The following is a 21313-nucleotide window of genomic DNA, read 5'->3' as shown; positions in this document are numbered from 1 at the left end:
AACTGGGCGAGATCGAAGCCGCCCTCACCGCACAGCCCGGCGTACAGGCGGCGGCCGTCACGGTGCAGGCCGAGCGTCAACAGCTCATCGCCTACGTCGTCGGCAAGGCCGAACCGCCCAACCTGCCTGAGCACATGATCCCGTCGATCACGGTCCGGCTCGACGAACTACCCCTGACCCCGAGCGGGAAGGTCGACCGCAAGGCGCTGCCCGAACCGCGGGTCACGGCGTCCTCGGCCGAACCGGAGACCGATCGCGAACAGGCGCTGGCGCAGATCTTCGCCGACCTGCTGGAGGTCGAACGCGTCGGCCGTGACGACGACTTCTTCGCGCTCGGCGGACACTCGCTGCTCGCGACCAAACTCGTCAGCCGCGTCCGCCACGAACTCGGCGCCGAACTCGCGATCGGCACGGTCTTCGACGCCCGCACGGTCGCTCGCCTCGCCGCCGCGCTCGACGCGAGCGGGGAGAAACGCCCGCCGCTCAGGCCCATGCCGCGCCCGCGCCGGGTGCCACTGTCCTTCGCGCAGCAGCGGTTGTGGTTCCTCTACCGCCTCGAAGGGGCCAGCCCCACCTACAACATCCCACTCGCGGTGCGCATCGAAGGGCCGCTCGACGTCGGCGCCCTGCGTGCCGCACTGTCCGATGTGGTCAAGCGGCACGAGGTGCTGCGCACCATCTACCCCGAATTCGAGGGCAGGCCCTACCAGCAGGTCATCGACTGGACACCGACCTTGCGCGAGGGCGGCACCCTCGCCGAAGCCGCGCGCCGCGCCTTCGCCCTGGACAAGGAACCGCCGTTCGAGGCCCGGCTCCTCGACGGCCAGGTGCTGTCCCTGCTGACGCACCACATCGCCGGCGACGGATGGTCCGAGGACCGCCTGCTCGGCGATCTGGTCACGGCCTATCACGAACGCAAGGCCAGAAGCGGTCCGAATTGGACACCGCTGCCGGTTCAGTACGCGGACTATGCCCTCTGGCAACGGGAGCTGCTCGCCGAGACCGCCGACGAGCAGCTCGAATACTGGCGTGACCGGCTCGCCGGGCTGCCCGAGGAACTGACCCTGCCGGTGGACCGGCCGCGTCCCGCGACGCCGAGCTTCGAAGGTGACGCGGTGCGTTTCCGGCTCGATCCCGAGGCGCTGAACGCCCTGGCACGCAAGACCGGCGCGACCGTCTTCATGACGGTGCAGGCCGCGCTCGCCGTCCTGCTGCATCACCTCGGCGGGGGCGAGGACATCCCGCTCGGCACGCCGGTCGCCGGCCGCACCGACACCGCCCTCGATGACCTGGTCGGCTGCTTCGTCAACACCCTCGTGCTGCGCACGGACCTCAGTGGAAACCCGACATTCCGGCAGATCCTCGAACGGGTGCGGCAGACGGACCTGGAAGCGTTCGCGCACCAGGACCTGCCGTTCGAGCGACTGGTCGACGAGCTGAACCCCGTGCGGTCGCTCGGCAGGCACCCACTGTTCCAGGTGATGCTCGCCTATCAGGAACAGCAGAGCGAGCCGCCGCCTCCGCTGCGGCGCGAGCACGTCGAGTTCTACGCCGCCCGCGTCGACCTGTCGTTCCACCTGTTCGGCGCCGAGGGCTGGCTCGTCTACAGCAAGGACCTTTTCGACAAGTCCACTGTGGAGGATCTCGCGCAGCGGTTCGTGCGGCTGGTCGAGTCGCTGGAGCTGGACCAGCCGTTGTCCGCGACGAGCATCGGGGTAGCGCCGCCGATCTTCGAGGCCACGCCTGTGCCGGACACGACCCTCGCGGAACTGATCGACGCGCAGGCCGCCCGCACACCCGACGCGACGGCGGTGATCTTCGAGGGCGACCGGCTCACGTATCGCGAACTCGGCGCCCGCGCCACCGAACTCGCCGGTCGGCTGGCCGCGGCCGGGGTGGGCCCGGAGTCGGTCGTCGGTGTGCGGCAGGACCGCTCGCTGGAGCTGGTGGTCTCGCTGCTGGGGATCCTGAAGGCGGGCGGCGCCTACCTGCCGCTCGATCCGTCGTATCCGGCTAAGCGCCTCGACTTCATGATCGAGGACGCGCGGCCGGTGGTGGTCCTTCCGGCCGCACTCGACGGATCGCGACCGGTCACACCGCCGACACCCGACAACCCGGCATACCTGATCTACACCTCGGGCTCGACCGGGCGTCCGAAGGGTGTGATGGTCTCGCACCGGGCGATCGTGAACCGTCTGTTGTGGATGCAGCACGAGTACGGCCTCGCCGCGGAGGATCGGGTCTTGCAGAAGACTCCATCGAGCTTCGACGTTTCCGTGTGGGAGTTTTTCTGGCCGCTCATCACCGGCGCGACGTTGGTGGTCGCGAAGCCGGGCGGCCACAAGGACCCCGACTACCTGGCGGAGGTGATCGAGCGCGAGAAGGTCACCACCGTCCACTTTGTTCCGTCGATGCTGCGGGCCTACGGTGGCCGGCCGCTGCCGGAGCGCGTGATCTGCAGTGGGGAAGCGCTTTCCGAGGACATCGCGAGGCCGGGGATGCACAACCTCTACGGGCCGACCGAGGCCGCTGTCGACGTCACGTATCACCGGGTCGAGGACGACGTGAAGATCGGCCGTCCGGTGTGGAACACCCAGACCTACGTGCTGGACCGCTACCTCCGGCCGGTCGCGCCTGGCGTCCCGGGCGAGCTGTACCTCGGGGGCGTGCAGCTCGCCCGGGGGTATGCGAACCGGCCGGGCCTGACCGCCGCCAGGTTCGTCGCCAGCCCGTTCCTGCCCGGCCGGCGCCTCTACCGGACCGGTGACCTGGTCAAACGCGACGGCGACGGGGTGCTCGACTACCTCGGCCGCGCCGACGACCAGGTGAAGATCCGCGGGTTCCGCATCGAACTCGGCGAAATCGAGGCAGCCGTCGAACGGGTGCCCGATGTCTCGCGGGCCGCCGTCGTCGCCCGTGACCAGCGGCTCATCGCCTACGTGGTGGGCAAGGCCGGCGACGTGCGCGGCACGGTCGCACGTTCCCTGCCCGAGCACATGGTCCCGGCCGCGGTCGTGGAACTGGACGAACTGCCGCTCGGGCCGAGCGGAAAGCTCGACCGGAAAGCGCTTCCCGACCCCGACTTCGCCGCGCTCACCACGGACGCGCAACCCCGTGACGAGCGCGAATCCCGGTTGTGCGGCCTGTTCGCCGAAACCCTGGGCCTGCCGGCCGTCGGCGTGCACGACAGCTTCTTCGAACTCGGCGGCGACAGCATCCTCTCCGTCCAGCTCGTCAGCCACGCCCGCAAGGCCGGTATCTCACTGACGCCGCGACAGATCTTCGAGCACCGCACCCCGGCCGGTCTCGCGCTCGCCGGTGACTTCGTCGCCGAGGCCGACGTGCCACACGGTCGCGTCGAACCCACACCGATCATGCGCTACCGCGGGCTCTATCAGGCGATGCTGCTGGTCGCGCCGCCCGACCTGACCGAAGACCGGCTGCTGGCCACGCTGCGAGCCGTGCTGGAGCGGCACGACATCCTGCGCGCGCGGCTCGACGGCGACGGCCTGTTCGTGCCCGAGGAATCGTTTCCCGCCAGGGAGATCTTCACCTCCGCGACGGGCTCGCTGGACGACGAACTGCTCGCCGCGCGCGACCGGATCACCCCGGACCGCCTGCTCCAGGTCGTGTGGTTCAAGCCCGGCCGGGTGCTGATCGTCGCCGACCACCTCGTCGTGGACGGCGTCTCCTGGCGCATCCTCACCGAGGACCTCGCCGAGGCCTGGCAGGGAAACCAGCTGTGCAGGTCCGGCACGTCGTTCCGCCGGTGGAGCGAACTGCTCACCGAAGGGCACCGCGGCGGCGAATGGGATCTGTGGCGCGGCATCCTCGCCGGCGCCGACACCGTCCTACCGCTGACCGGCCAGGAACCGAAGCTCACGGAATTCGCCGTGCCACTGCCGGACGGTGACATGCGCCAGGCCCTGCTGAACGGGATCGCCGACTGGTCCGGTTCGCCGGACGCCGTCGTCGCACTGGAAGGGCACGGCCGCGAGGAGCAGATCGCACCCGGCGTGGACCTGTCCGCGACGGTCGGCTGGTTCACCACCGTCTTTCCGATACGGCTCAACGGAAAGCTCGACGACCTGCCGGACAACGGCCTTGGTTACGGGTTGCAGCGTCCACACGGCCTGCCGGAACCGACGATGGTCGTCAACTACCTCGGCCGGATCGAGCACAGCGATGGCGCACCATGGTCGGTCGCACCCGAAGCGCCGATGCTGCGCGTCCCGCCGCGAACACAGCCGCACTGGGCGCTGGAAATCAACGCGGTCGCGGTCGGCTCCCGGCTGCACGTGAGCCTGATTTCACAACACGACGTCACGGACCTGGTTCCCAAGCTGCGCACCGCGCTGAACGAGACCGAGGCCGCCGTCGAGGTGTCCCTCGTGGACGTAAGCCAGGACGACATCGAAGAATTCGAAGAGGAGCTGGACACGTGGTGAGTCAACCGACAGCGGGTGAGCTGCTTCGCGAGGTCACCGACCTGCTCGGACCGGAGGCCGCCGAACTGTCCGAAAACGACAGTCTCATCGAATGGGGCCTCGACTCCATCCAGCTCATGCAGGTCGCGAACAAGTGGCGGCGGCGCGGCATCAAGGTCGGCTTCGCGCAGCTCGCGAAAGACCCGACACTCGCAGGCTGGCGCGAGGTGCTCGCCGCGGCGGCCGGGGTCGCGCCCGAACTCGAGATCACGGTCGAGATCGACGAGACCGAGCCGTTCCCGCTCGCGCTGATGCAGCACGCGTACTGGATCGGCCGCGACGAGGAAACCACCCTCGGTTCGGTGGCCGCGCACCTCTACGTCGAGTTCGACGGCACCGGCGTCGACCCCGAGCGGCTCGAACGCGCCGTGCGCGCGCTCGTCGCCCGGCACGGCATGCTGCGCGCGAAGTTCACCGACGACGGCAAGCAGCAGATCCTGCCTGACCGCCGCCGGCCCGCCCTCGTCGTGCACGACATCACCGACGAGCAGGAGCTGGACCGGATCCGGGACGCCGCGTCGCACGCGCGGCTCGACGTGGCCGAGGGCGAGGTGTTCTCCATCCAGCTCAGCCGCCTGCCCGACGGCCGCACCCGGCTGCACGTCGACGTCGACATGCTCGCCGCGGACGCCCTCAGCTACCGCGTGCTGCTGGCCGACCTCGCCCGCTTCTACGACGACCCGTCGTTCGAGCCCATCGGCTACAGCTACCCGCGCTACCTCGCCGAACGCGAACCGGCGCGCAAGACCGACCGCGAGCGGGCCAGGCAGTGGTGGCAGCAACGGATTCCGGAGCTGCCGGGTGCGCCGGACCTGCCGCTCGCCCAGGACGGCGGTGACCTCACCCGCGCCACGCGGCGGCACCACTGGCTGACGCCGGAGGACCGCAAGCGCATCGCCTCGCGCGCGCACGAGCACGGCCTCACCCCGGCGATGGTGGTGGCGACCGCGTTCGCGGAAACGCTCGCGTCGTGGAGCGCGCAGCCGCGGTTCCTGCTGAACGTACCGATGTTCGACCGCGCCGGCACGCATCCCGACGTCGACAAGCTCATCGGCGACTTCACCGGGTCGGTGCTGCTGGACGTGGATCTCTCCGCCGAAGCGTCCTTTGTGGAGCACGCGAAGGCGTTGCAGGACCGCATGCACGCCGACGCCGCGCACGCCGAGTACTCCGGCGTCGAGGTGCTGCGCGACCTTTCGCGGCACCAGGGCGAGCAGGTCCTGGCGCCGGTCGTGTTCACCAGCGCGCTGAACCTCGGTGAGCTGTTCGACGATAACGTGCGCCGGCGCTTCGGCGAACCGGTGTGGATCATCTCCCAGGGTCCTCAGGTGCTGCTGGACGCGCAGGTCACCGAGGTCAACGAGGGCCTGCTGATCAACTGGGACGTGCGGGAAAACGCTTTCCCCGCCGGGATGATCGACGACATGTTCGCCGCCTTCCACGGCCTGGTCACGCGGCTCGGCCAGTCGGAGGAGGCGTGGGAGCGGCCGGTCGGCGGCTTCGCGCGGACGGCCGCGCGCGAGCGTGCGAACGACACCGCGGGCCCGCGCAGCGGAAAGCTGCTCCACGAGGGCTTCTTCGAGCAGGCGACACGGCAGCCCGAGGCGCCGGCCCTGCTGTGGGGCGGTGCCGGCACGATGACCTACGGCGAGCTCGCCGACCGCGCCCTGCGGATCGCCGCCTCGCTCGACGTCGAACCCGGCGAGGCCGTCGGTGTGAGCATGCCGAAGGGCCCGGACCAGATCGCCGCCGTGCTCGGCGTGCTCGCCGCGGGCGCGGCCTACGTGCCCATCGGCGTCGACCAGCCGCCCGCCCGCGCCGAGCGGATCCGGCGCGTCGGGAACCTGCGCACCGTGCTCACCGACGCCACCGGCGCCGACCAGCCCCTGCCCGAACCGGTGCGCGTGGACGAGGAATCGCCGGCGTACGTACTGTTCACGTCCGGATCGACCGGCGAGCCCAAGGGCGTCGAGGTTCCGCACCGCGCGGCGATGAACACCATCGACGACCTCAACGAGCGATTCGACGTGTCCGGAAAGGACCGTTGCCTCGCCGTGTCCGCATTGGACTTCGACCTTTCGGTGTACGACGTCTTCGGCCTGCTCGGCGCGGGCGGCGCGGTGGTGCTGGTCGAGGAGGACGACCGCCGCGACGCGCGCACCTGGGCCTCGCTGGTCGCCGAGCGCGGCGTGACGCTGGTCAACTGCGTGCCCGCACTGCTGGACATGCTGCTCGTCTCGGCACGGCCGGGGGAACTGGCCGGGCTACGCACCGTGCTGCTCGGCGGCGACTGGGTCGGCACGGACCTGCCCGGCCGCGTCGCCGAACACGCCCCGCGCTGCCGGTTCGCCGGTCTCGGCGGCACCACCGAGACCGCGATCCACTCGACGGTGTGCGAGGTGCACGGCGTCCCGTCCTCGTGGCGGTCGGTGCCGTACGGGACGCCGCTGCGCAACGTCGTGTGCCGCGTGGTGGACGCGCGTGGCCGCGACTGCCCGGACTGGGTCGGTGGCGAGCTGTGGATCGGCGGCGACGGCGTCGCGCGCGGCTACCGCGCCGATCCCGAGCGCACCGCCGACCGGTTCGTGGAGTACCAGGGCCGCCACTGGTACCGCACCGGCGACCTGGCGCGCTACTGGCCGGACGGGACGCTGGAGTTCCTCGGGCGCCGGGACCACCAGGTCAAGGTGCGCGGTGTGCGCATCGAACTCGGCGAGGTCGAGGCCGCGCTCGCCGAACACCCCGCCGTGCGCCGGGGCGTCGCGGGCGTCGCCGGGAACCAGCTCGTCGCCGCGGTCGCGGGCGCGGTACAGGGCGACGAGGTGCGCGAGTTCGTGCGCACCATGCTGCCGCCGCACATGGTGCCCGCGCGGGTCGTGGTGCTCGACGAGATGCCGCTGACCGCGAACGGAAAGGTCGACCGGCGCGCCGTCGCGACGCGGTGGGCCGCGGAGACGGACGAGTACGTCGCGCCGAGCACTCCGCTGGAAAAGGTGCTGGCGAAGGTGTGGGCCGACGTGCTCGACGTCGAGCGTGTCGGCGTCTCGGACCCGTTCTTCGCGCTCGGTGGCGACTCCGTGCTCGCCACCATGATCGTCGGACGGCTGCGCGAAGCCCTCGACACCACCGAGGTTTCGGTGCGAACGCTGTTCTCGTCGCTTACCGTCGGCGCCATGGCCGCGCGGCTGACCGCCGACGAGGCCGTGCCGGGACGGCTCGCACAGGTGGCCGAGATCTACCTCGAGGTCGACGCGCTGTCCGAAGAGGACCTCGACGCCGAACTGTCCTGACAAGCGAGAACGGCCCGCGTCCACAGTGGACGCGGGCCGTGCTGTCAGCTGGAGGTCAGAACTTCGCGAACCCGGGCTTGAGCTTGTCCAGCACCCAGGGGATGCCGTAGACCGTGGGATAACGCAGCGCGGAGATCGTCGCCATGTCCGTGACGAGGTAGTTGCCGGACTTGATGTTCGCGACGAGCTGGTTGTCCTCGAAGGCCTTCTGGTTGTCCGTCGAGGTGAACGCGACCACTACGAGATCGGCGGCGAGCTTGTCGTACTGCTCCGGGGTGAGCGTTCCGGTAGGGCTGCCTGCCTCGTTCTTCGTCGCGTCCGCGACGGCCGGGCTGAGCTTCAGGCCTGCAGACTGGAGCAACTGCACGGCGAAGTCCTGCGGCGAGACGAGCGTGAACATCTTGCCGGGTGTGTTGCCGACCGACGCGGTGAACGTCTTGCCCGCGGCCTTCGGATACTCCGACTTGACCTTGTCGATCGCGGCCTGCGTGCTGTCGAGCACGCCCTGGGCCTGAGCTTGCCTGCCCAGCGCCTTGGCCGCGACCTGCACGTGCTCCTGCCAGGACTGCGCGCCCCACTCGGTCGCGTACCCGATCGTGGGCGCGATCTTCGCCAGGTTGGCGTACTCCTGATCGAGGCCGTAGTCCGCGGTGGCGAGGATCAGGTCCGGCGTGAGGGCGCCGACCTCCTCGGCGTTGACCCCGTTTGCGGCGTTGACGATCTTCGTCTTGCTCGTGTCGATCTTGCCCTGCAGGTATTCGGGGGCGCCGGAGTTGCCGGACTTGTCGAAGAACGCGATTGGGGTGACGCCCAGCGCGAGCGCCGCGTCGAGATCGTCGCTGGAGGTGCCGACCACCACGACGCGCGAGGGTGCCTTGTCGATCGTCGTCGTGCCGAACTTGTGGTTGATCGTCACCGGGAAGGAATCCGCCGCGTTCGAGGCCGCGGGCCCGGAGGTCTGCGTCGACGCGTCCTGAACGTCACCGCAGGCGACGAGCCCCAGGCACAGCGCGCCCGCGGCCGCTGTCGTCAGCAGCGCGCGGACTCTTTTCCTGCCGAACATGGCAACACCCTTTCGAGGGACCGGTGAAAGTGATCAAAGTAAAGCAAGCCTAACCTACCAAGGCAAGGAAACGGCCAGGTGCGGAACGAAGGTCACGTACCGGCGAGCGCACGACAACGCCGGCGTCCTCCACTGCCTGGTGGTCGCCGGCGTTGCCGTTGTCGTTATGTGGTTGTCGTCGTGCGGCTCAGGCGGCTCAGGCGGCCCGGGCGACCGGCGTCGAAGCCGGGGCCAGCGCCAGCTCCAGCACCTCCCGGACGTTCGAGACCGGGTGCACGTCCAGCTCCGCCAGGACATCGGCGGGCACGTCGTCCAGGTCCGGCTCGTTGCGCTGCGGGATGATGATCGTGCGCAGGCCCGCCCGGTGCGCGGCGAGCAGCTTCTGCTTCACCCCGCCGATGGGCAGCACCCGGCCGGTCAGCGACACCTCACCGGTCATCGCCACGTCCGCCCGGACCACGCGGCCCGACAGCAGCGACGCCAGCGCCGTGGTCATGGTGACCCCGGCCGACGGGCCGTCCTTGGGTACCGCACCCGCGGGCACGTGCACGTGGATGCCACGCTCCTTCAGGTCGCCGACCGGCAGCTCCAGCTCCGCACCGTGCGAGCGCAGGTACGACAGCGCGATCTGCGCCGACTCCTTCATCACGTCGCCCAGCTGACCGGTCAAGGCCAGCCCCGAAGCGCCCGACTCCGGATCGGCCAGCGACGCCTCGACATAGAGCACGTCACCACCGGCACCCGTCACGGCCAGCCCGGTCGCCACACCCGGCGTCGCGGTGCGCTGCGTCGAGGCCGGCAGCGACGACTCCGGCAGGTGCCGTGGCCTGCCCAGGTAGCCCTGCAGGTCCTCGGCCGTCACCGTGATCGGCAGCGCCGCCTCGTCGAGCGCGACCCTGGTCGCGATCTTGCGCAGCACCTTCGCGATGGTCCGGTCGGCGTCGCGGACGCCGGCCTCGCGCGTGTACTCGGCGGCGATCCTGGCCAGCGCGTCCTCGGTGAACACCACGTCACCCTGGCTCATCCCGGCCCGCTCCAGCTCCTTCGGCAGCAGGTGGTCGCGGCCGATGATCACCTTCTCGCGTTCGGTGTAGCCGTCGAGCGTGACCAGCTCCATCCGGTCCAGCAGCGGGCCGGGGATCGTGTCGAGCGCATTGGCCGTGGCCAGGAAGACCACGTCGGACAGGTCCAGCTCGACCTCGAGGTAGTGGTCGCGGAACGTGTGGTTCTGCTCCGGGTCCAGCACCTCCAGCAGCGCCGCGGTCGGGTCGCCCCGGTAGTCGGCGCCGACCTTGTCCACCTCGTCCAGCAGGACCACCGGGTTCATCGACCCGGCCTCCTTGATCGCGCGGACGATGCGGCCGGGCAGCGCGCCGACGTAGGTGCGCCGGTGACCGCGGATCTCCGCCTCGTCCCGCACACCGCCGAGCGCGACCCGCACGAACTCGCGGCCCATCGCCTTCGCGACCGACTGGCCGAGCGAGGTCTTGCCCACGCCCGGAGGACCGACCAGGGCGAGCACGGCCCCGTTGTGCCGGCCGCCCACCTCGGACTCCTGGCGCCGGGCGCGCACGGCCAGGTACTCGATGATGCGTTCCTTCACGTCGTCCAGGCCCGCGTGGTCGGCGTCGAGCACCGCACGCGCTCCGGCGATGTCGTGCACGTCGGTGGTCCTGGTGTTCCACGGCAGGTCCAGCACCGTGTCCAGCCACGTCCGGATCCAGCCGCCCTCCGGCGACTGGTCCGAGGTCCGCTCCAGCTTGTCCACTTCGGACAGCGCCGCCTTGCGGACGTGCTCGGGCAGCTCGGCCTTCTCGACGCGGGTGCGGTAGTCGTCCTCCTCGGCGCTGCCGTCCAGCTCGCCGAGCTCCTTGCGGATCGCGTCGAGCTGACGGCGCAGCAGGAACTCCTTCTGCTGCTTTTCCATGCCCTCGGCCACGTCCTTGCGGATCGTGTCGGTGACCTCCAGCTCGGCCATGTACTCGCGGCTCCACTCCAGCGCGCGCTCCAGGCGAAGGGTGACCTCCAGCGTGCGCAGCAGTTCGAGCTTGCGCTCCAGGGGCAGATCGGGCTGGTTGCCCGCCAGGTCGGCGATCGCCGACGGGTCGTCCAGCTGCCCGATGGTCTCGGCCATCTGCTCGCCGCCGCGTTCGCGCAGCGTGGCGATCACGAGCTCCTTGAACTCGTCCGCCAGCGCGCGGGACCGCTCGTCGGTCGTCTCGGTCAGCTCCTCGGCGTGCACCCAGCGTGCCTCGCCGGGGCCTTCACCAGGTTCGCCGACGCGAGCCCGGCGCGTGCCGCGCAGCAGCACCGCGGACTTGCCGCCGGGCAGCTTGCCGACGCGTTCGATCGTGGCGACGGTGCCGAGTTCGGCGTACTCACCGTCCAGGCGAGGCACGATCAGGACCTCGGCCTTGATCGTGGGAAGCGAGCGGATGCCGGGGAACGACGAGGTGCTCGGGGTCTTGGCCTGCGCGGATTCCACCGCGGCGCGGGTGTCGGGGTCTTCGAGTTCGATCGGGACGATCATGCCGGGCAGCACGACGTCGTCATCGACGGGCAGCAGGGGCAGGAGCCTGATCTCAGTCATCGGGGCGCTCCTTCTGTAGTTGAGTCTGCTTCACTCAACTTCGCCGGGCGCCGATTTGTTTCCGCAGGTGGTTCGCTCACAGCGAGCCGCGTTTCGGGAATAAGGAGGGGGCTCAGAGCGTAGCCGGGCGGCGGTACCAGTAGGTCCACAGCGGCCGGTAGCCCCGCGAGTACCAGAAGGGCGTGGACCGCGGGCTGGCGAGCGCGTGATGCAACAGCACGGCGTCCACGTCGGCCTCGTCGAAGAGCTGATGCGCGTGCGCCGCCAGCGCGCTGCCGACACCCGAGGACCGGGCGGCCTCGGCCACGTGCAGCGTCGACAGGTATCCGACGCGCTCGGCCGAGACGTACGGCGCGACCCAGGACGCCTCCGCCGGGTACTGGATCCGCAGCAGTCCCAGCGGCCGTCCGTACAGTTCCGCGATCCACACCGTCGGATCGGTGCGGTCGAGCTGGCTCTCCAGATCCGAGGTGAGCAGATCGCCCGCGTTCGCCCGCAGCGTGACCATGCCGAATTGCGAGTCGTACTGCTGCAGCTCGGTGAACAGCTCGACGGCGGTGCCCAGATCGCCGGGCTCGGCGGGGCGGATCCGCACCCCCGGTTCGGCGGGCGGGCCCGGATTGGCCAAGCGGTCCGCCGGGCGCACGGCGAGCACCCGGGTCGCGCTGAAACCCTGCCGCAGCAGCTCCGCCGAACCCGCCGTGTCGCGGCTCGGCCGGGGGACGACCGCCGCGGTATCCCACTCGCCCGGAATCGCAACCCTTCTGAGATATTCATCCCACTGGGTGAGGATTTCTGTGAGGGGCCTGCCCGGATGGGGGCCCGCGAGCCGCACGATCAGCCGGTACTCGACAAGTGCGCGCCACAGAGAGTCACTTGAATCTGCAGCTACTTCACTGCGGAACGGAACCCCGCTCGCCCACGATTCGCCGTCTTCCGCGATGAGGATCTCGGCCTCGTTCCCGCGTCCGGCGAACGGGTCTGACGAGGGCAGGAGCGGGTCCATCCTGCCCAGCCTGGCGGCGTGCTCCGTCGCAAGCGCGTCGGCGTTCATGCGCGTATTGAAGACCTCCGCATAGCTCGGCGGGTAAGCAGGGTCGGTTACCGCAAGCAATCGAAAAAAGGCGAACCGCGCTCCAGTTTCACCCGGTAGTCGCCGCAGGTCAGGGGAGTTGGCGCATTGTTAACTATGAGGTGATGTCATAGCAGCCGGAAAGAGGCTGAAGTACGCCCTCCGGGGTACAGTGATCTCCTCATTCAACCGGAGATCGAGATCTTCCGGTGGGTGGAACTGGGCGCGGGCAGATGGGGCGGAAAGGTCAGGAAGGAGGTTGCATGCCGGGCACTAGTGGCACGTCCAGCGATCCTGTTCCGGCGGCAGCCGATATCCACCGGCCATCCGGCGAGGCACGCGGCGATGAACGCAGGTTCCGGATCTACACACTGACCGTGCTCACCTGCGGCCTGCTCGCCGCCGCCGCCGTATCGCTCTGGCTGCCGTTCAACGGTGGCACCGATCTCTGGTGGATCGGCCCGGTGCTGGCGCTGTCGTTCCTGCTCGCCGAGCAGCTCGGCATCAACGTCGACGTCCGCAGCGGTATCTCCTGGACCATCTCCTTCACCGAGATCCCGCTGGTCATCGGCTTCTTCGTGGCCCCGTTCGAAGTCGTGCTGGCCGCGCACCTGGTCGCGGGCATCAGCACACTCCTGGTTCGCAGGGTCTCCGGCCGTGTCCTCTACAACGCGGGCGCCTTCCTGCTGGAGATCACCAGCGCGTTCGCGGTCGCGGGTCTCGTCGAACGGCTGATGGGCAGCACGGAGATGACCTGGCCGGCCGCGCTCGCCGGCACGCTGACCGCGCCGCTGGCCAGCACCCTGCTGGCACTGGCCGCGGTCCGCGTGCTGCGCCGCCGCATGCGCATCGGCACCGCGCTGCGGCTGACCGGCCGGATCCTGGTCGTCGGTTTCGTCAACGCCTCGGTCGGGTTGAGCGGCTACCTCGTCATCGACGGCACCAGCCACGCGTGGCCGCTCGTGCTCGCGGTCTTCCTCGGACTTTCCGCGCTGTACTGGGCCTACTCGGATCTGCTCCGCGAGCAGCGCGACATGGAAGCGCTTTCCGACGTGAGCCTGATGGTGGCGCGGTCGGGCCAGCAGGCCGCCGCCCGTCCGGCCAGCCGCGCGGACGATCTCGCCGCCGGGGTCAACGTCAGTGAATGGGCCACCATCGCCGAGCGGATCAAGGATCAGCTCGCGGCGGGCCGGGTGGTGCTCCGGCTGCGCCTGGAACCGACGGCGGCGATGCGCACCGTCATGGCCGGTGAGCCGCTACCCGGCCACGAGGTGCCCGGCGACGACGCGCTGATGCGGCTGCCCGGCTCGCACGTCCGCCACTTCCGGATCAACGAGTCCAACCCCGACATCGCCTCGGCGCTGCTCGACCGCGGCGCGCAGGAGGTTCTCGTCGTTCCGCTGCGCAGCGCCAACCAGCTGCTGGGTGTGGTCGAAGCGCACGACCGGCTTTCCCGGTGGCGCGGGTTCGGCAAGTACGACGTGCAGCTGCTGGGCACGATGGCCAGCCACCTCGCGACGGCGCTGGACAACCGGCGCCTGCTCGCGACCCTGCGCCACGACGCCTACCACGATCCGCTCACCGGCCTGCTGAACCGCCCCGGCTTCCGGCAGGTGGCGCGCGAACCGCTGCGTGACCGCACCGACGCCGCCGTGCTCCGGGTCGACCTCGACGTGTTCTCCACCGTCAGCGACGCGCTGGGCTACGTGTGGGCCGACCGGATGGTGATCGCGGCGGGACGGCGCATCCGTGAGGCGCTCGGCCCGGACGTGCCGCTGGCCCGGCTGGAGGGCGCCTCGTTCGCGGCGCTGCTCGTCGGCTGCCAGGGCGCGCGCGTGCAGGAAGCCGCCGAACGGCTGCGTGCCCAGCTGTCCGAGCCCTACCCGGTGGACCGGATCACCGTCGAGGCCAACGCGATGGTGGGTTACGCCTCGCCGGTGGCCGAGGACAGCGACGAGGACATGGACGTCGACGCGCTGCTGCAACGCGCCGACGTCGCCGTGCGGGCCACCCGAGGCGGCGAAGAGGTGCGCGGCTACGTGCCGAGCATGGGCCAGATGTTCCTGCGCCGCTTCCAGATGGTCACCCAGTTCCGGCAGGCGCTGGAAGAGGGCCAGGTCAGCGTCCACTACCAGCCGAAGGTGTCGCTGCCGAGCAAGCAGGTCGTCGGTGTCGAGGCGCTCGTGCGGTGGGTGCATCCGGAGTTCGGCAAGCTCGACCCCGACGAGTTCGTGCCCGCCGTGGAGGCCGCCGGGCTGATCGGCGTGCTCACCGGTTTCGTGCTCGACCAGTCGCTGGCCAGGGCTCGCAAGTGGATGGACGAAGGGCTGCGCGTCTCGGTCGCGGTGAACCTGTCCGTGCGCAACCTGGCCGACGAGGATTTCCCCGCCAAGGTCAGGCAGGCCTTGGACCGCTTCGAGGTGCCGCCGGAGCTGCTGACGTTCGAGCTGACCGAGTCCGGCGTGATGGCCGATCCGCAGAAGGCGCTGCCGATCCTGCGCGAACTGCACGCGCTGGGCATCGTGCTCGCGGTCGACGACTTCGGCACCGGGTACTCGTCGCTGGCCTACCTGCGGCAGCTGCCGGTGGACGAGGTCAAGATCGACAAGAGCTTCGTGCTGGGCATGGGCACCGATCTCGGCGACCTCGCGGTGGTGCGCTCGATCGTCGAGCTGGGGCATTCGCTGGGGCTGACCGTCGTCGCCGAGGGCGTCGAAGAGGACATCGCCCGCGACCAGCTCGAGGCGATGGGCTGCGACGTCGCGCAGGGGTACCTGATCTCCCGCCCGCTGGCCGAGGACCGCCTGGAGGCCTGGCTCCAGGCCCGCACGGCGCGCTCGGCGGGCCGCCACACCGAGACGGTCCTGACGCTGCTTACTTAAGGGACCCCCGTGCGCAGGCCCCCTCCGTCATTGTGTAATCTCTTCGAGGCTTCAACGTTGAGCACGCCCCTTTAGCTCAGTCGGCAGAGCGTCTCCATGGTAAGGAGAAGGTCTACGGTTCGATTCCGTAAAGGGGCTCGCGAGCAGGTGTAGTCTGTCCACCGAAAGCGTGGGCCAGGCTGCGCTTCGCAGTGTCCTCTGGGGTGAAGCTCCAGAGCCCCCAGGGGGCTTGCTCCCTGGACCCCCACCCGGGGGTTGTGGCGGGCACGAACAGGGCGGTGTAGCTCAGTCGGTAGAGCAAGCGGCTCATAATCGCTGTGTCGCCGGTTCAAGTCCGGCCACCGCTACCAAACCCCGCCAGGGGATTTCGAAGTTTTGTAGAGAAAGGCATAGCCGTGGCTGCCACCGACGTGCGACCGAAGATCACGCTGGCGTGCGAGGAGTGCAAACACCGCAACTACATCACCAAGAAGAACCGGCGCAACGACCCGGACCGCTTGGAGATGAAGAAGTTCTGCCCGAACTGCGGTACGCACCGAGTGCACAAGGAAACCCGCTAAGCCGCTTCAGGTTCGCGAAGGCCGCTCCGGTTCCTCACCGGGGCGGCTTTTTCGCGTGCCCGGCCCGCCCTCCGGCGCGGCCATCCGCGCTGGGTAACCTGCTTGCGTGGCATTGGACCAGTCGTTCATCGGGCGCAGCTATCCGCCGTCGAGCACCTACGAGGTGGGGCGCGAGAAGATCAGGGAGTTCGCCGACGCGATCGGCGACGACAGCCCGCTCTACCGCGACCCCGAGGCGGCCCGCGCGGCCGGATATCCGGACGTGATCGCGCCCCCGACGTTCCTCACGGTGATCAACCTCGCCGCGATCAACGTCATCGCGAACGATCCCGAGCTCGGCCTGGACTACTCGCGCATGGTCCACGGCGACCAGAGCTTCCACCACGAACGGCCGGTGCACGCCGGGGACCGGCTCCGGCTGACCACGTTCGTCGACGACATCATGACCCGCGCCGGCAACGACTTCCTGACGGTGCGCGCCGAGATCGCCGACGCCGACGGGGCGATCGTGTGCACCACCAAGGCCCAGCTCGTCGTGCGCGGGGAGGCATAGTGAGCGAGCCGACCAACACAGCGGCGCCCGGTCACGGGCGCGAGGAGCGTAGCGAGGGGTGCTCGTGACTTACACCGTCGGACAGGAACTGCCGCCGCTGAACGTCCAGGTCACCCGTGACCGCCTGGTGCGCTACGCGGGCGCGTCGCTGGACTTCAACCCGATCCACTGGAACGAGCGCTTCGCCAAGCAGGTCGGGCTGCCGGACGTCATCGCGCACGGCATGCTCACCATGGCGCTGGGCGGACGGCTCGTCACCGAGTGGCTCGGCGACCCCGGCAAGCTCGTGGACTACAGCTGCCGCTTCACCCGCCCCGTCGTCGTGCCGGACGACGAGAAGGGTGCGCTCGTGGAGTTCACCGGCAAGATCGGCGAGGTCCGCGAGGACGGCACCGCCCGCGTCGACATCACAGCCAAGTTCGACGGCAGAACGGTCCTGGGCAAGGCGGTCGCGGTCGTCCGGTGAGGTGGGGCCTCAACGCACCAGCTTCAGCACCACGTCCGCCATCGCGCGTTCGCCCTTGGCGTTGGGGTGCAGGGCCAGCGCGGGGGAGGACGGCACGAGGTCCTCGACCCACTTGGTGGCCGCCTTCTGGCACATGTCGTGGCCCTTGGTCGGCGTCGCCGTGTCGGCGTAGCCCGCCTGGTTCGCCTTCGCCTGCGCGGCCAGCATCGCGTTGAGCTTCGTCGCCGCGTCCCGCAGGTACGCCACGTCCTGCGCGCCCAGCGGCAGGAACGGCCAGCAGCCCGTCCCGTCCGGCAACGCGGTCGGGTAACCGACGACCACCACCCGCGCCCGCGGGGCCTTCTTGTGGATCAGCTGGAGCGCGTCCGCGATCTTCGGTGCGGTGGCGTCGATCCGCTCCGCGAGCTGATCCTTGCCGCCGGCCGCGAGTTTCTGCTTGCACGGCGAGACGTTCTTGTCGTTCGTCGCGCATTCCCTGGCCAGCCCGATGAATCCGACGTCGTTACCGCCGATGCCGAGCGTGACCAGCGTCGTGTCCGCCGTCACCACGTCCAGCTGCGGCGGGTTCGTCCCGTTGCTCGTGGTCTGGCTACCGGTGAGGTTCGCGGTGGTGGCCCCGCTGCAGCTGGCGTCCACGAACGTCGCGGGCCTGATCTCGGCCGCGACGAGGTGCGGATAGTTGTTGTCCGACCGTGCGCACCCCGGCGGCTCGCCCACCTGCGCGCCCGTCTGGGGCGCCGAGGTGTACGAGTCGCCGAGTGCGACGTAGCGACCGGTGCCAGGGGTGGTCGGCGTGCCCGCGGGCGGCGCCGCCGACGAACCCTGCTGTGCCTTGTAGTACCCGAATCCGGCCAGGCAGCCCACGATGACAAGGGCGATCAGACCGAAACCGCTCTTCTTGGCCACGCCTCCCGTTGTACGTCATCCCGCGGGAGGCAGCAGGCTACTTGGCCTCGGAGAGCAGGTTGCCGACGCGCTCGACACCCTCGACGAGGTCGGATTCCGCCAGCGCGTAGGAGAAACGGAAGTAGCCCGGTGTGCCGAACGCCTCACCCGGCACGACGGCCACCTCGGCCTCGCGCAGGATCAGGTCCGCCAGCTCCAGCGTGTCCTTCGGGCGTTCGCCGCGAATCTCCTTGCCCAGCACGTCCTTGACCGACGGGTACGCGTAGAAGGCGCCCTTCGGCGTCGGGCAGGTGACCCCGGGGATGGCCGAGAGCATCGACACGATCTTCTTGCGGCGCACGTCGAACGCGGCGCGCATCTCGTGCACGATGTCCAGCGGCCCCGCCACCGCGGCCAGCGCCGCGCGCTGGGCCACATTGGACACGTTGCCGCACAGGTGCGTCTGGTAGCTCGTCGCCGCCTTGATCACGTCCTGCGGGCCCGCGATCCAGCCGACGCGCCAGCCGGTCATCGAGTACGTCTTCGCGACGCCGTTGAGCACCAGCGTCTGGTCGACCATCTCGGGCACCACGACCGGGAGCGAGTGGTTGACCGCATCGTCGTAGACGAGGTGTTCGTAGATCTCGTCGGTCACGACCCAGATGCCGTGCTCGTAGGCCCAGCGGCCGATCGCCTCGATCTGCTCACGCGGGTAGACCGAGCCGGTCGGGTTGGACGGCGAGTTGAACAGCAGCACCTTCGTGCGGTCGGTGCGCGCCGCCTCGAGCTGGTCGACGGTGACCAGGTAGTCCGTGGTCTCGTCCGCGGTGACCTGCACCGGAACGCCGCCCGCGAGCTTGATCGACTCCGGGTAGGTGGTCCAGTACGGGGCCAGCAGCAGCACCTCGTCGCCCGGGTCGCACAGCGTGGCGAACGCGGAGTACACCGCCTGCTTGCCGCCGTTGGTCACCAGGAACTGCGAAGCGGGCAGCTCGAAACCGGAGTCCCGCAGGGTCTTCGCGGCCAGTGCCTCGCGCAGCTCGGGAAGACCGGCGGCGGCGGTGTAGCCGTGGTTGGCGCGGTCGCGCACGGCGGCCGCGGCCGCCTCGACGACGTAGTCCGGGGTGGGGAAGTCGGGCTGTCCCGCGCCAAAACCGATCACCGGGCGGCCCTCGGCCTTCAGCGCCTTCACCTTCGCGTCCACGGCCAGCGTGGCCGAGGGCGTGATGCTGGAGATGCGGGCCGAGACGCGCGGGCGGGTGATGGTTTCGGATGAGGTCATGGCCTACATGGTGGCACGGTGGGGCTGTGATCGAACACTCAGGAGGCCTCGATGGCCGGTAATGGCGGAGCCGGCCATCGATGCCGACCGGGTGCGGGTGTCCCGCGAGGCACAGGGGAGGCTCGGTTGAGAGTGCCCGAATGGCTTGCCGTAGACTTCTGAACTCGGAACCTCGGTAGCGAGGCCTCGTGCGGGTTGCGAGGCCGGCGAGGAGTGTCCGGCGAGCGGATGAAGGTGCTCGAAGGGGTGTAGCTCAGTTGGTAGAGCAGCGGTCTCCAAAACCGCAGGTCGCAGGTTCGAGTCCTGTCGCCCCTGCTTCGGCATAGGTGGTCCAACCCGAGGAGTGGTCGTGAGCGACAGCGACGCCGGCGGCGAGAAGGAACAGGAGTCCAAGCGGGCTTCTCGTCCGGTCACCGCCGCGGCTCGGCGCGAACGTCGCGCTTCCGCGCGCCCCGCGGGTAAGGCCACGGCCAAGGACCAGGACAAGGCTCGTCCGGCTGCCAAGGCGGGGTCCTCCACGGAGGGCACGGGCAAGGCGGCCGAGGCCAAGAAGGGCCGTGCGACCCCCAAGCGGGTTCGCAAGGACAAGAAGCCCTCGCTGCTGGCGAGGCTCATGCGGTTCGTCCGCGAGGTGTGGGCGGAGCTGCGCAAGGTCATCTGGCCGACGCGCAAGCAGATGGTCACCTACACCACCGTGGTGCTGGTCTTCGTGGCTTTCATGGTCGCGTTGGTCTACTTGCTGGACTTCGTGTTCCGCAAGGGCGTGTTCTGGCTGTTCGGCTGAGCGCGCCAGGTGCGTGGGCCGGCACGGGCACGACAAGCGATCAAGTGAGAGGACGGAAAGTGACCTCCGAGAACGGCGAAGCAGCCGGCGACGAGTTCGACGGGCCGGTTGGCACGTCGGCTGAGGATGCCGCCGAGGCGCAGGCCGACCTCGACGCGACCGCCGCCAGTGACACCGAAGCCGCCGAGGCCGTCGAGCCGGAAGCCGACGAACCCGCGGCCGTCGAGCCGGAGAGCGACGAGGAGGACCCCGTCGCCAAGCTCCGCGCCGAGCTGAAGTCCCTGCCCGGCGACTGGTACGTGGTGCACTCGTACGCCGGGTACGAGAACAAGGTCAAGAACAACCTCGAGACCCGGACGCAGACCCTGGACGTCGAGGACTACATCTTCCAGATCGAGGTGCCGACCGAAGAGGTCACCGAGATCAAGAACGGCCAGCGCAAGCAGGTGCAGCGCAAGGTGCTGCCCGGCTACATCCTGGTCCGGATGGAGCTCAACGACGCGTCGTGGAGCGCGGTGCGCAACACCCCCGGCGTCACGGGGTTCGTCGGCGCCACCTCCAAGCCGTCGCCGCTGACCATCGACGAGGTGCTGAAGTTCCTCGCGCCGAAGGTCGAGAAGGCCGCCCCGGCCAAGGCCAAGGGCGAGGCCGCCGCGGCCGAGACCAGCGTGTCCGCGCCGGTCGAGGTGGACTTCGAGGTGGGCGAGTCGGTCACCGTCATGGACGGCCCGTTCGCGACGCTGCCCGCGACGATCAGCGAGGTCAACGCGGACGCGCAGAAGCTGAAGGTGCTGGTGTCGATCTTCGGCCGCGAGACGCCGGTCGAGCTGTCGTTCAACCAGGTCTCCAAGATCTGACGGCCCGTACACTGGGTTGTTGGCCCTTGCGTGCAGGCAGGCGCGCGAGGGACTCGGTAGTGAATAGGAATCAGGAATGCCACCCAAGAAGAAGAAGCTTGCAGCGATCATCAAGCTGCAGATTCAGGCGGGTGCCGCGAACCCGGCTCCGCCGGTCGGCCCCGCACTGGGTCAGCACGGCGTGAACATCATGGAGTTCTGCAAGGCCTACAACGCCGCGACCGAATCGCAGCGCGGCAACGTGGTGCCGGTCGAGATCTCCGTCTACGAAGACCGCTCGTTCGACTTCAAGCTGAAGACGCCGCCGGCCGCGAAGCTGCTGCTGAAGGCCGCGGGTGTCGAGAAGGGCTCCGGCGAGCCGCACAAGACCAAGGTCGCCAAGGTGACCTGGGACCAGGTGCGCGAGATCGCCGAGACCAAGAAGAGCGACCTCAACGCCCACGACATCGACCAGGCGGCCAAGATCATCGCCGGCACCGCCCGCTCCATGGGCATCACCGTCGAATAAGCCCCACCCGACGTCACATCATTTCGTGGGAGGG

Annotated in this window: 14 protein-coding genes and 3 tRNA genes; 12 read left to right on the top strand and 5 right to left on the bottom strand. The window is 69.5% G+C overall.

Features of this window, described 5'->3' with window-relative positions; genetic code table 11:
* Both HFP15_RS26395 and HFP15_RS26390 read left to right on the top strand, forming a co-directional pair.
* Window positions 1-4448 (top strand): non-ribosomal peptide synthetase (locus HFP15_RS26395; protein WP_168519442.1); only part of this gene is annotated, 4448 nt, incomplete at its 5' end.
* Window positions 4442-7777 carry a non-ribosomal peptide synthetase gene (locus HFP15_RS26390; protein ID WP_376768894.1) on the top strand — a complete coding sequence of 1112 codons (3336 nt, stop codon included), beginning with the start codon at window positions 4442-4444 and terminating at the stop codon, window positions 7775-7777. The genes HFP15_RS26395 and HFP15_RS26390, both read left to right, overlap by 7 nt.
* Before the next feature lie 55 nt (window positions 7778-7832).
* On the opposite strand, the gene HFP15_RS26385 is transcribed toward HFP15_RS26390, so the two are convergent.
* The 3 genes from HFP15_RS26385 to HFP15_RS26375 all read right to left on the bottom strand — a co-directional run bounded on the left by HFP15_RS26385 (window position 7833) and on the right by HFP15_RS26375 (window position 12484).
* Complete coding sequence (locus HFP15_RS26385; RefSeq protein ID WP_246272042.1) at window positions 7833-8840, bottom strand: ABC transporter substrate-binding protein; 1008 nt, start codon at window positions 8838-8840, stop codon at window positions 7833-7835.
* Window positions 8841-9036: 196 nt separating this feature from the next.
* The gene (gene lon / locus HFP15_RS26380; protein ID WP_168519440.1) at window positions 9037-11430 is read right to left on the bottom strand and encodes an endopeptidase La; all 2394 of its coding nucleotides are present in this window, start codon (window positions 11428-11430) and stop codon (window positions 9037-9039) included.
* Between the two features lie 112 nt (window positions 11431-11542).
* Window positions 11543-12484, bottom strand: a complete 942-nt coding sequence (locus HFP15_RS26375) for a GNAT family N-acetyltransferase (protein ID WP_168519439.1) — start codon at window positions 12482-12484, stop codon at window positions 11543-11545.
* A gap of 281 nt (window positions 12485-12765) precedes the next feature.
* Between HFP15_RS26375 and HFP15_RS26370 the strand changes: the two genes are divergently transcribed.
* The 6 genes from HFP15_RS26370 to HFP15_RS26345 all read left to right on the top strand — a co-directional run bounded on the left by HFP15_RS26370 (window position 12766) and on the right by HFP15_RS26345 (window position 16963).
* Complete coding sequence (locus HFP15_RS26370; RefSeq protein ID WP_168519438.1) at window positions 12766-15384, top strand: putative bifunctional diguanylate cyclase/phosphodiesterase; 2619 nt, start codon at window positions 12766-12768, stop codon at window positions 15382-15384.
* A 65-nt stretch (window positions 15385-15449) separates the two neighbouring features.
* Window positions 15450-15522, top strand: a tRNA-Thr gene (locus HFP15_RS26365).
* A 136-nt stretch (window positions 15523-15658) separates the two neighbouring features.
* A tRNA-Met gene (locus tag HFP15_RS26360) sits at window positions 15659-15734 on the top strand.
* Window positions 15735-15779: 45 nt separating this feature from the next.
* Window positions 15780-15944: a 50S ribosomal protein L33 gene (gene rpmG, locus HFP15_RS26355; protein ID WP_091505072.1), complete on the top strand. Its 165-nt coding sequence runs from the start codon at window positions 15780-15782 to the stop codon at window positions 15942-15944.
* Window positions 15945-16050: 106 nt separating this feature from the next.
* Window positions 16051-16497 (top strand): MaoC family dehydratase N-terminal domain-containing protein, encoded by a 447-nt coding sequence (locus HFP15_RS26350; protein WP_168519437.1) that lies wholly within the window; start codon window positions 16051-16053, stop codon window positions 16495-16497.
* Between the two features lie 64 nt (window positions 16498-16561).
* Window positions 16562-16963 carry a MaoC family dehydratase gene (locus HFP15_RS26345; RefSeq protein ID WP_168519436.1) on the top strand — a complete coding sequence of 134 codons (402 nt, stop codon included), beginning with the start codon at window positions 16562-16564 and terminating at the stop codon, window positions 16961-16963.
* Between the two features lie 9 nt (window positions 16964-16972).
* On the opposite strand, the gene HFP15_RS26340 is transcribed toward HFP15_RS26345, so the two are convergent.
* Both HFP15_RS26340 and HFP15_RS26335 read right to left on the bottom strand, forming a co-directional pair.
* Complete coding sequence (locus HFP15_RS26340) at window positions 16973-17869, bottom strand: SGNH/GDSL hydrolase family protein (RefSeq protein ID WP_168519435.1); 897 nt, start codon at window positions 17867-17869, stop codon at window positions 16973-16975.
* 37 nt (window positions 17870-17906) lie between these two features.
* Window positions 17907-19130: a pyridoxal phosphate-dependent aminotransferase gene (locus tag HFP15_RS26335; RefSeq protein WP_168519434.1), complete on the bottom strand. Its 1224-nt coding sequence runs from the start codon at window positions 19128-19130 to the stop codon at window positions 17907-17909.
* 242 nt (window positions 19131-19372) lie between these two features.
* On the opposite strand from HFP15_RS26335, the gene HFP15_RS26330 reads away from it, so the two are divergent.
* From HFP15_RS26330 to rplK, 4 genes are all read left to right on the top strand, one after another.
* Window positions 19373-19445: transfer RNA gene (locus HFP15_RS26330), tRNA-Trp, on the top strand.
* Window positions 19446-19479: 34 nt separating this feature from the next.
* The gene (gene secE, locus HFP15_RS43960; RefSeq protein ID WP_168519433.1) at window positions 19480-19914 is read left to right on the top strand and encodes a preprotein translocase subunit SecE; all 435 of its coding nucleotides are present in this window, start codon (window positions 19480-19482) and stop codon (window positions 19912-19914) included.
* 59 nt (window positions 19915-19973) lie between these two features.
* Window positions 19974-20771, top strand: a complete 798-nt coding sequence (gene nusG, locus HFP15_RS26320; RefSeq protein WP_168519432.1) for a transcription termination/antitermination protein NusG — start codon at window positions 19974-19976, stop codon at window positions 20769-20771.
* A gap of 76 nt (window positions 20772-20847) precedes the next feature.
* Window positions 20848-21279 (top strand): 50S ribosomal protein L11, encoded by a 432-nt coding sequence (gene rplK / locus HFP15_RS26315; RefSeq protein WP_139095431.1) that lies wholly within the window; start codon window positions 20848-20850, stop codon window positions 21277-21279.
* Window positions 21280-21313: the final 34 nt, after the last annotated feature.

This window comes from Amycolatopsis acididurans, assembly GCF_012328925.1.
Lineage (GTDB): Bacteria > Actinomycetota > Actinomycetes > Mycobacteriales > Pseudonocardiaceae > Amycolatopsis_E > Amycolatopsis_E acididurans.
Note: the sequence above shows the minus strand (reverse complement) of the source record. Positions and strands in the feature narration are given on the sequence as shown.

Bases quoted from the DNA above. Each gene is read 5' to 3' on its own strand.
- HFP15_RS26385 (WP_246272042.1), bottom strand. From the start codon at position 8,840: ATGTTCGGCAGGAAAAGAGTCCGCGCGCTGCTGACGACAGCGGCCGCG.
- HFP15_RS26375 (WP_168519439.1), bottom strand. From the start codon at position 12,484: ATGAACGCCGACGCGCTTGCGACGGAGCACGCCGCCAGGCTGGGCAGG.
- HFP15_RS26335 (WP_168519434.1), bottom strand. From the start codon at position 19,130: ATGACCTCATCCGAAACCATCACCCGCCCGCGCGTCTCGGCCCGCATC.
- rplK (WP_139095431.1), top strand. From the start codon at position 20,848: ATGCCACCCAAGAAGAAGAAGCTTGCAGCGATCATCAAGCTGCAGATT.
- HFP15_RS26370 (WP_168519438.1), top strand. From the start codon at position 12,766: ATGCCGGGCACTAGTGGCACGTCCAGCGATCCTGTTCCGGCGGCAGCC.
- lon (WP_168519440.1), bottom strand. From the start codon at position 11,430: ATGACTGAGATCAGGCTCCTGCCCCTGCTGCCCGTCGATGACGACGTC.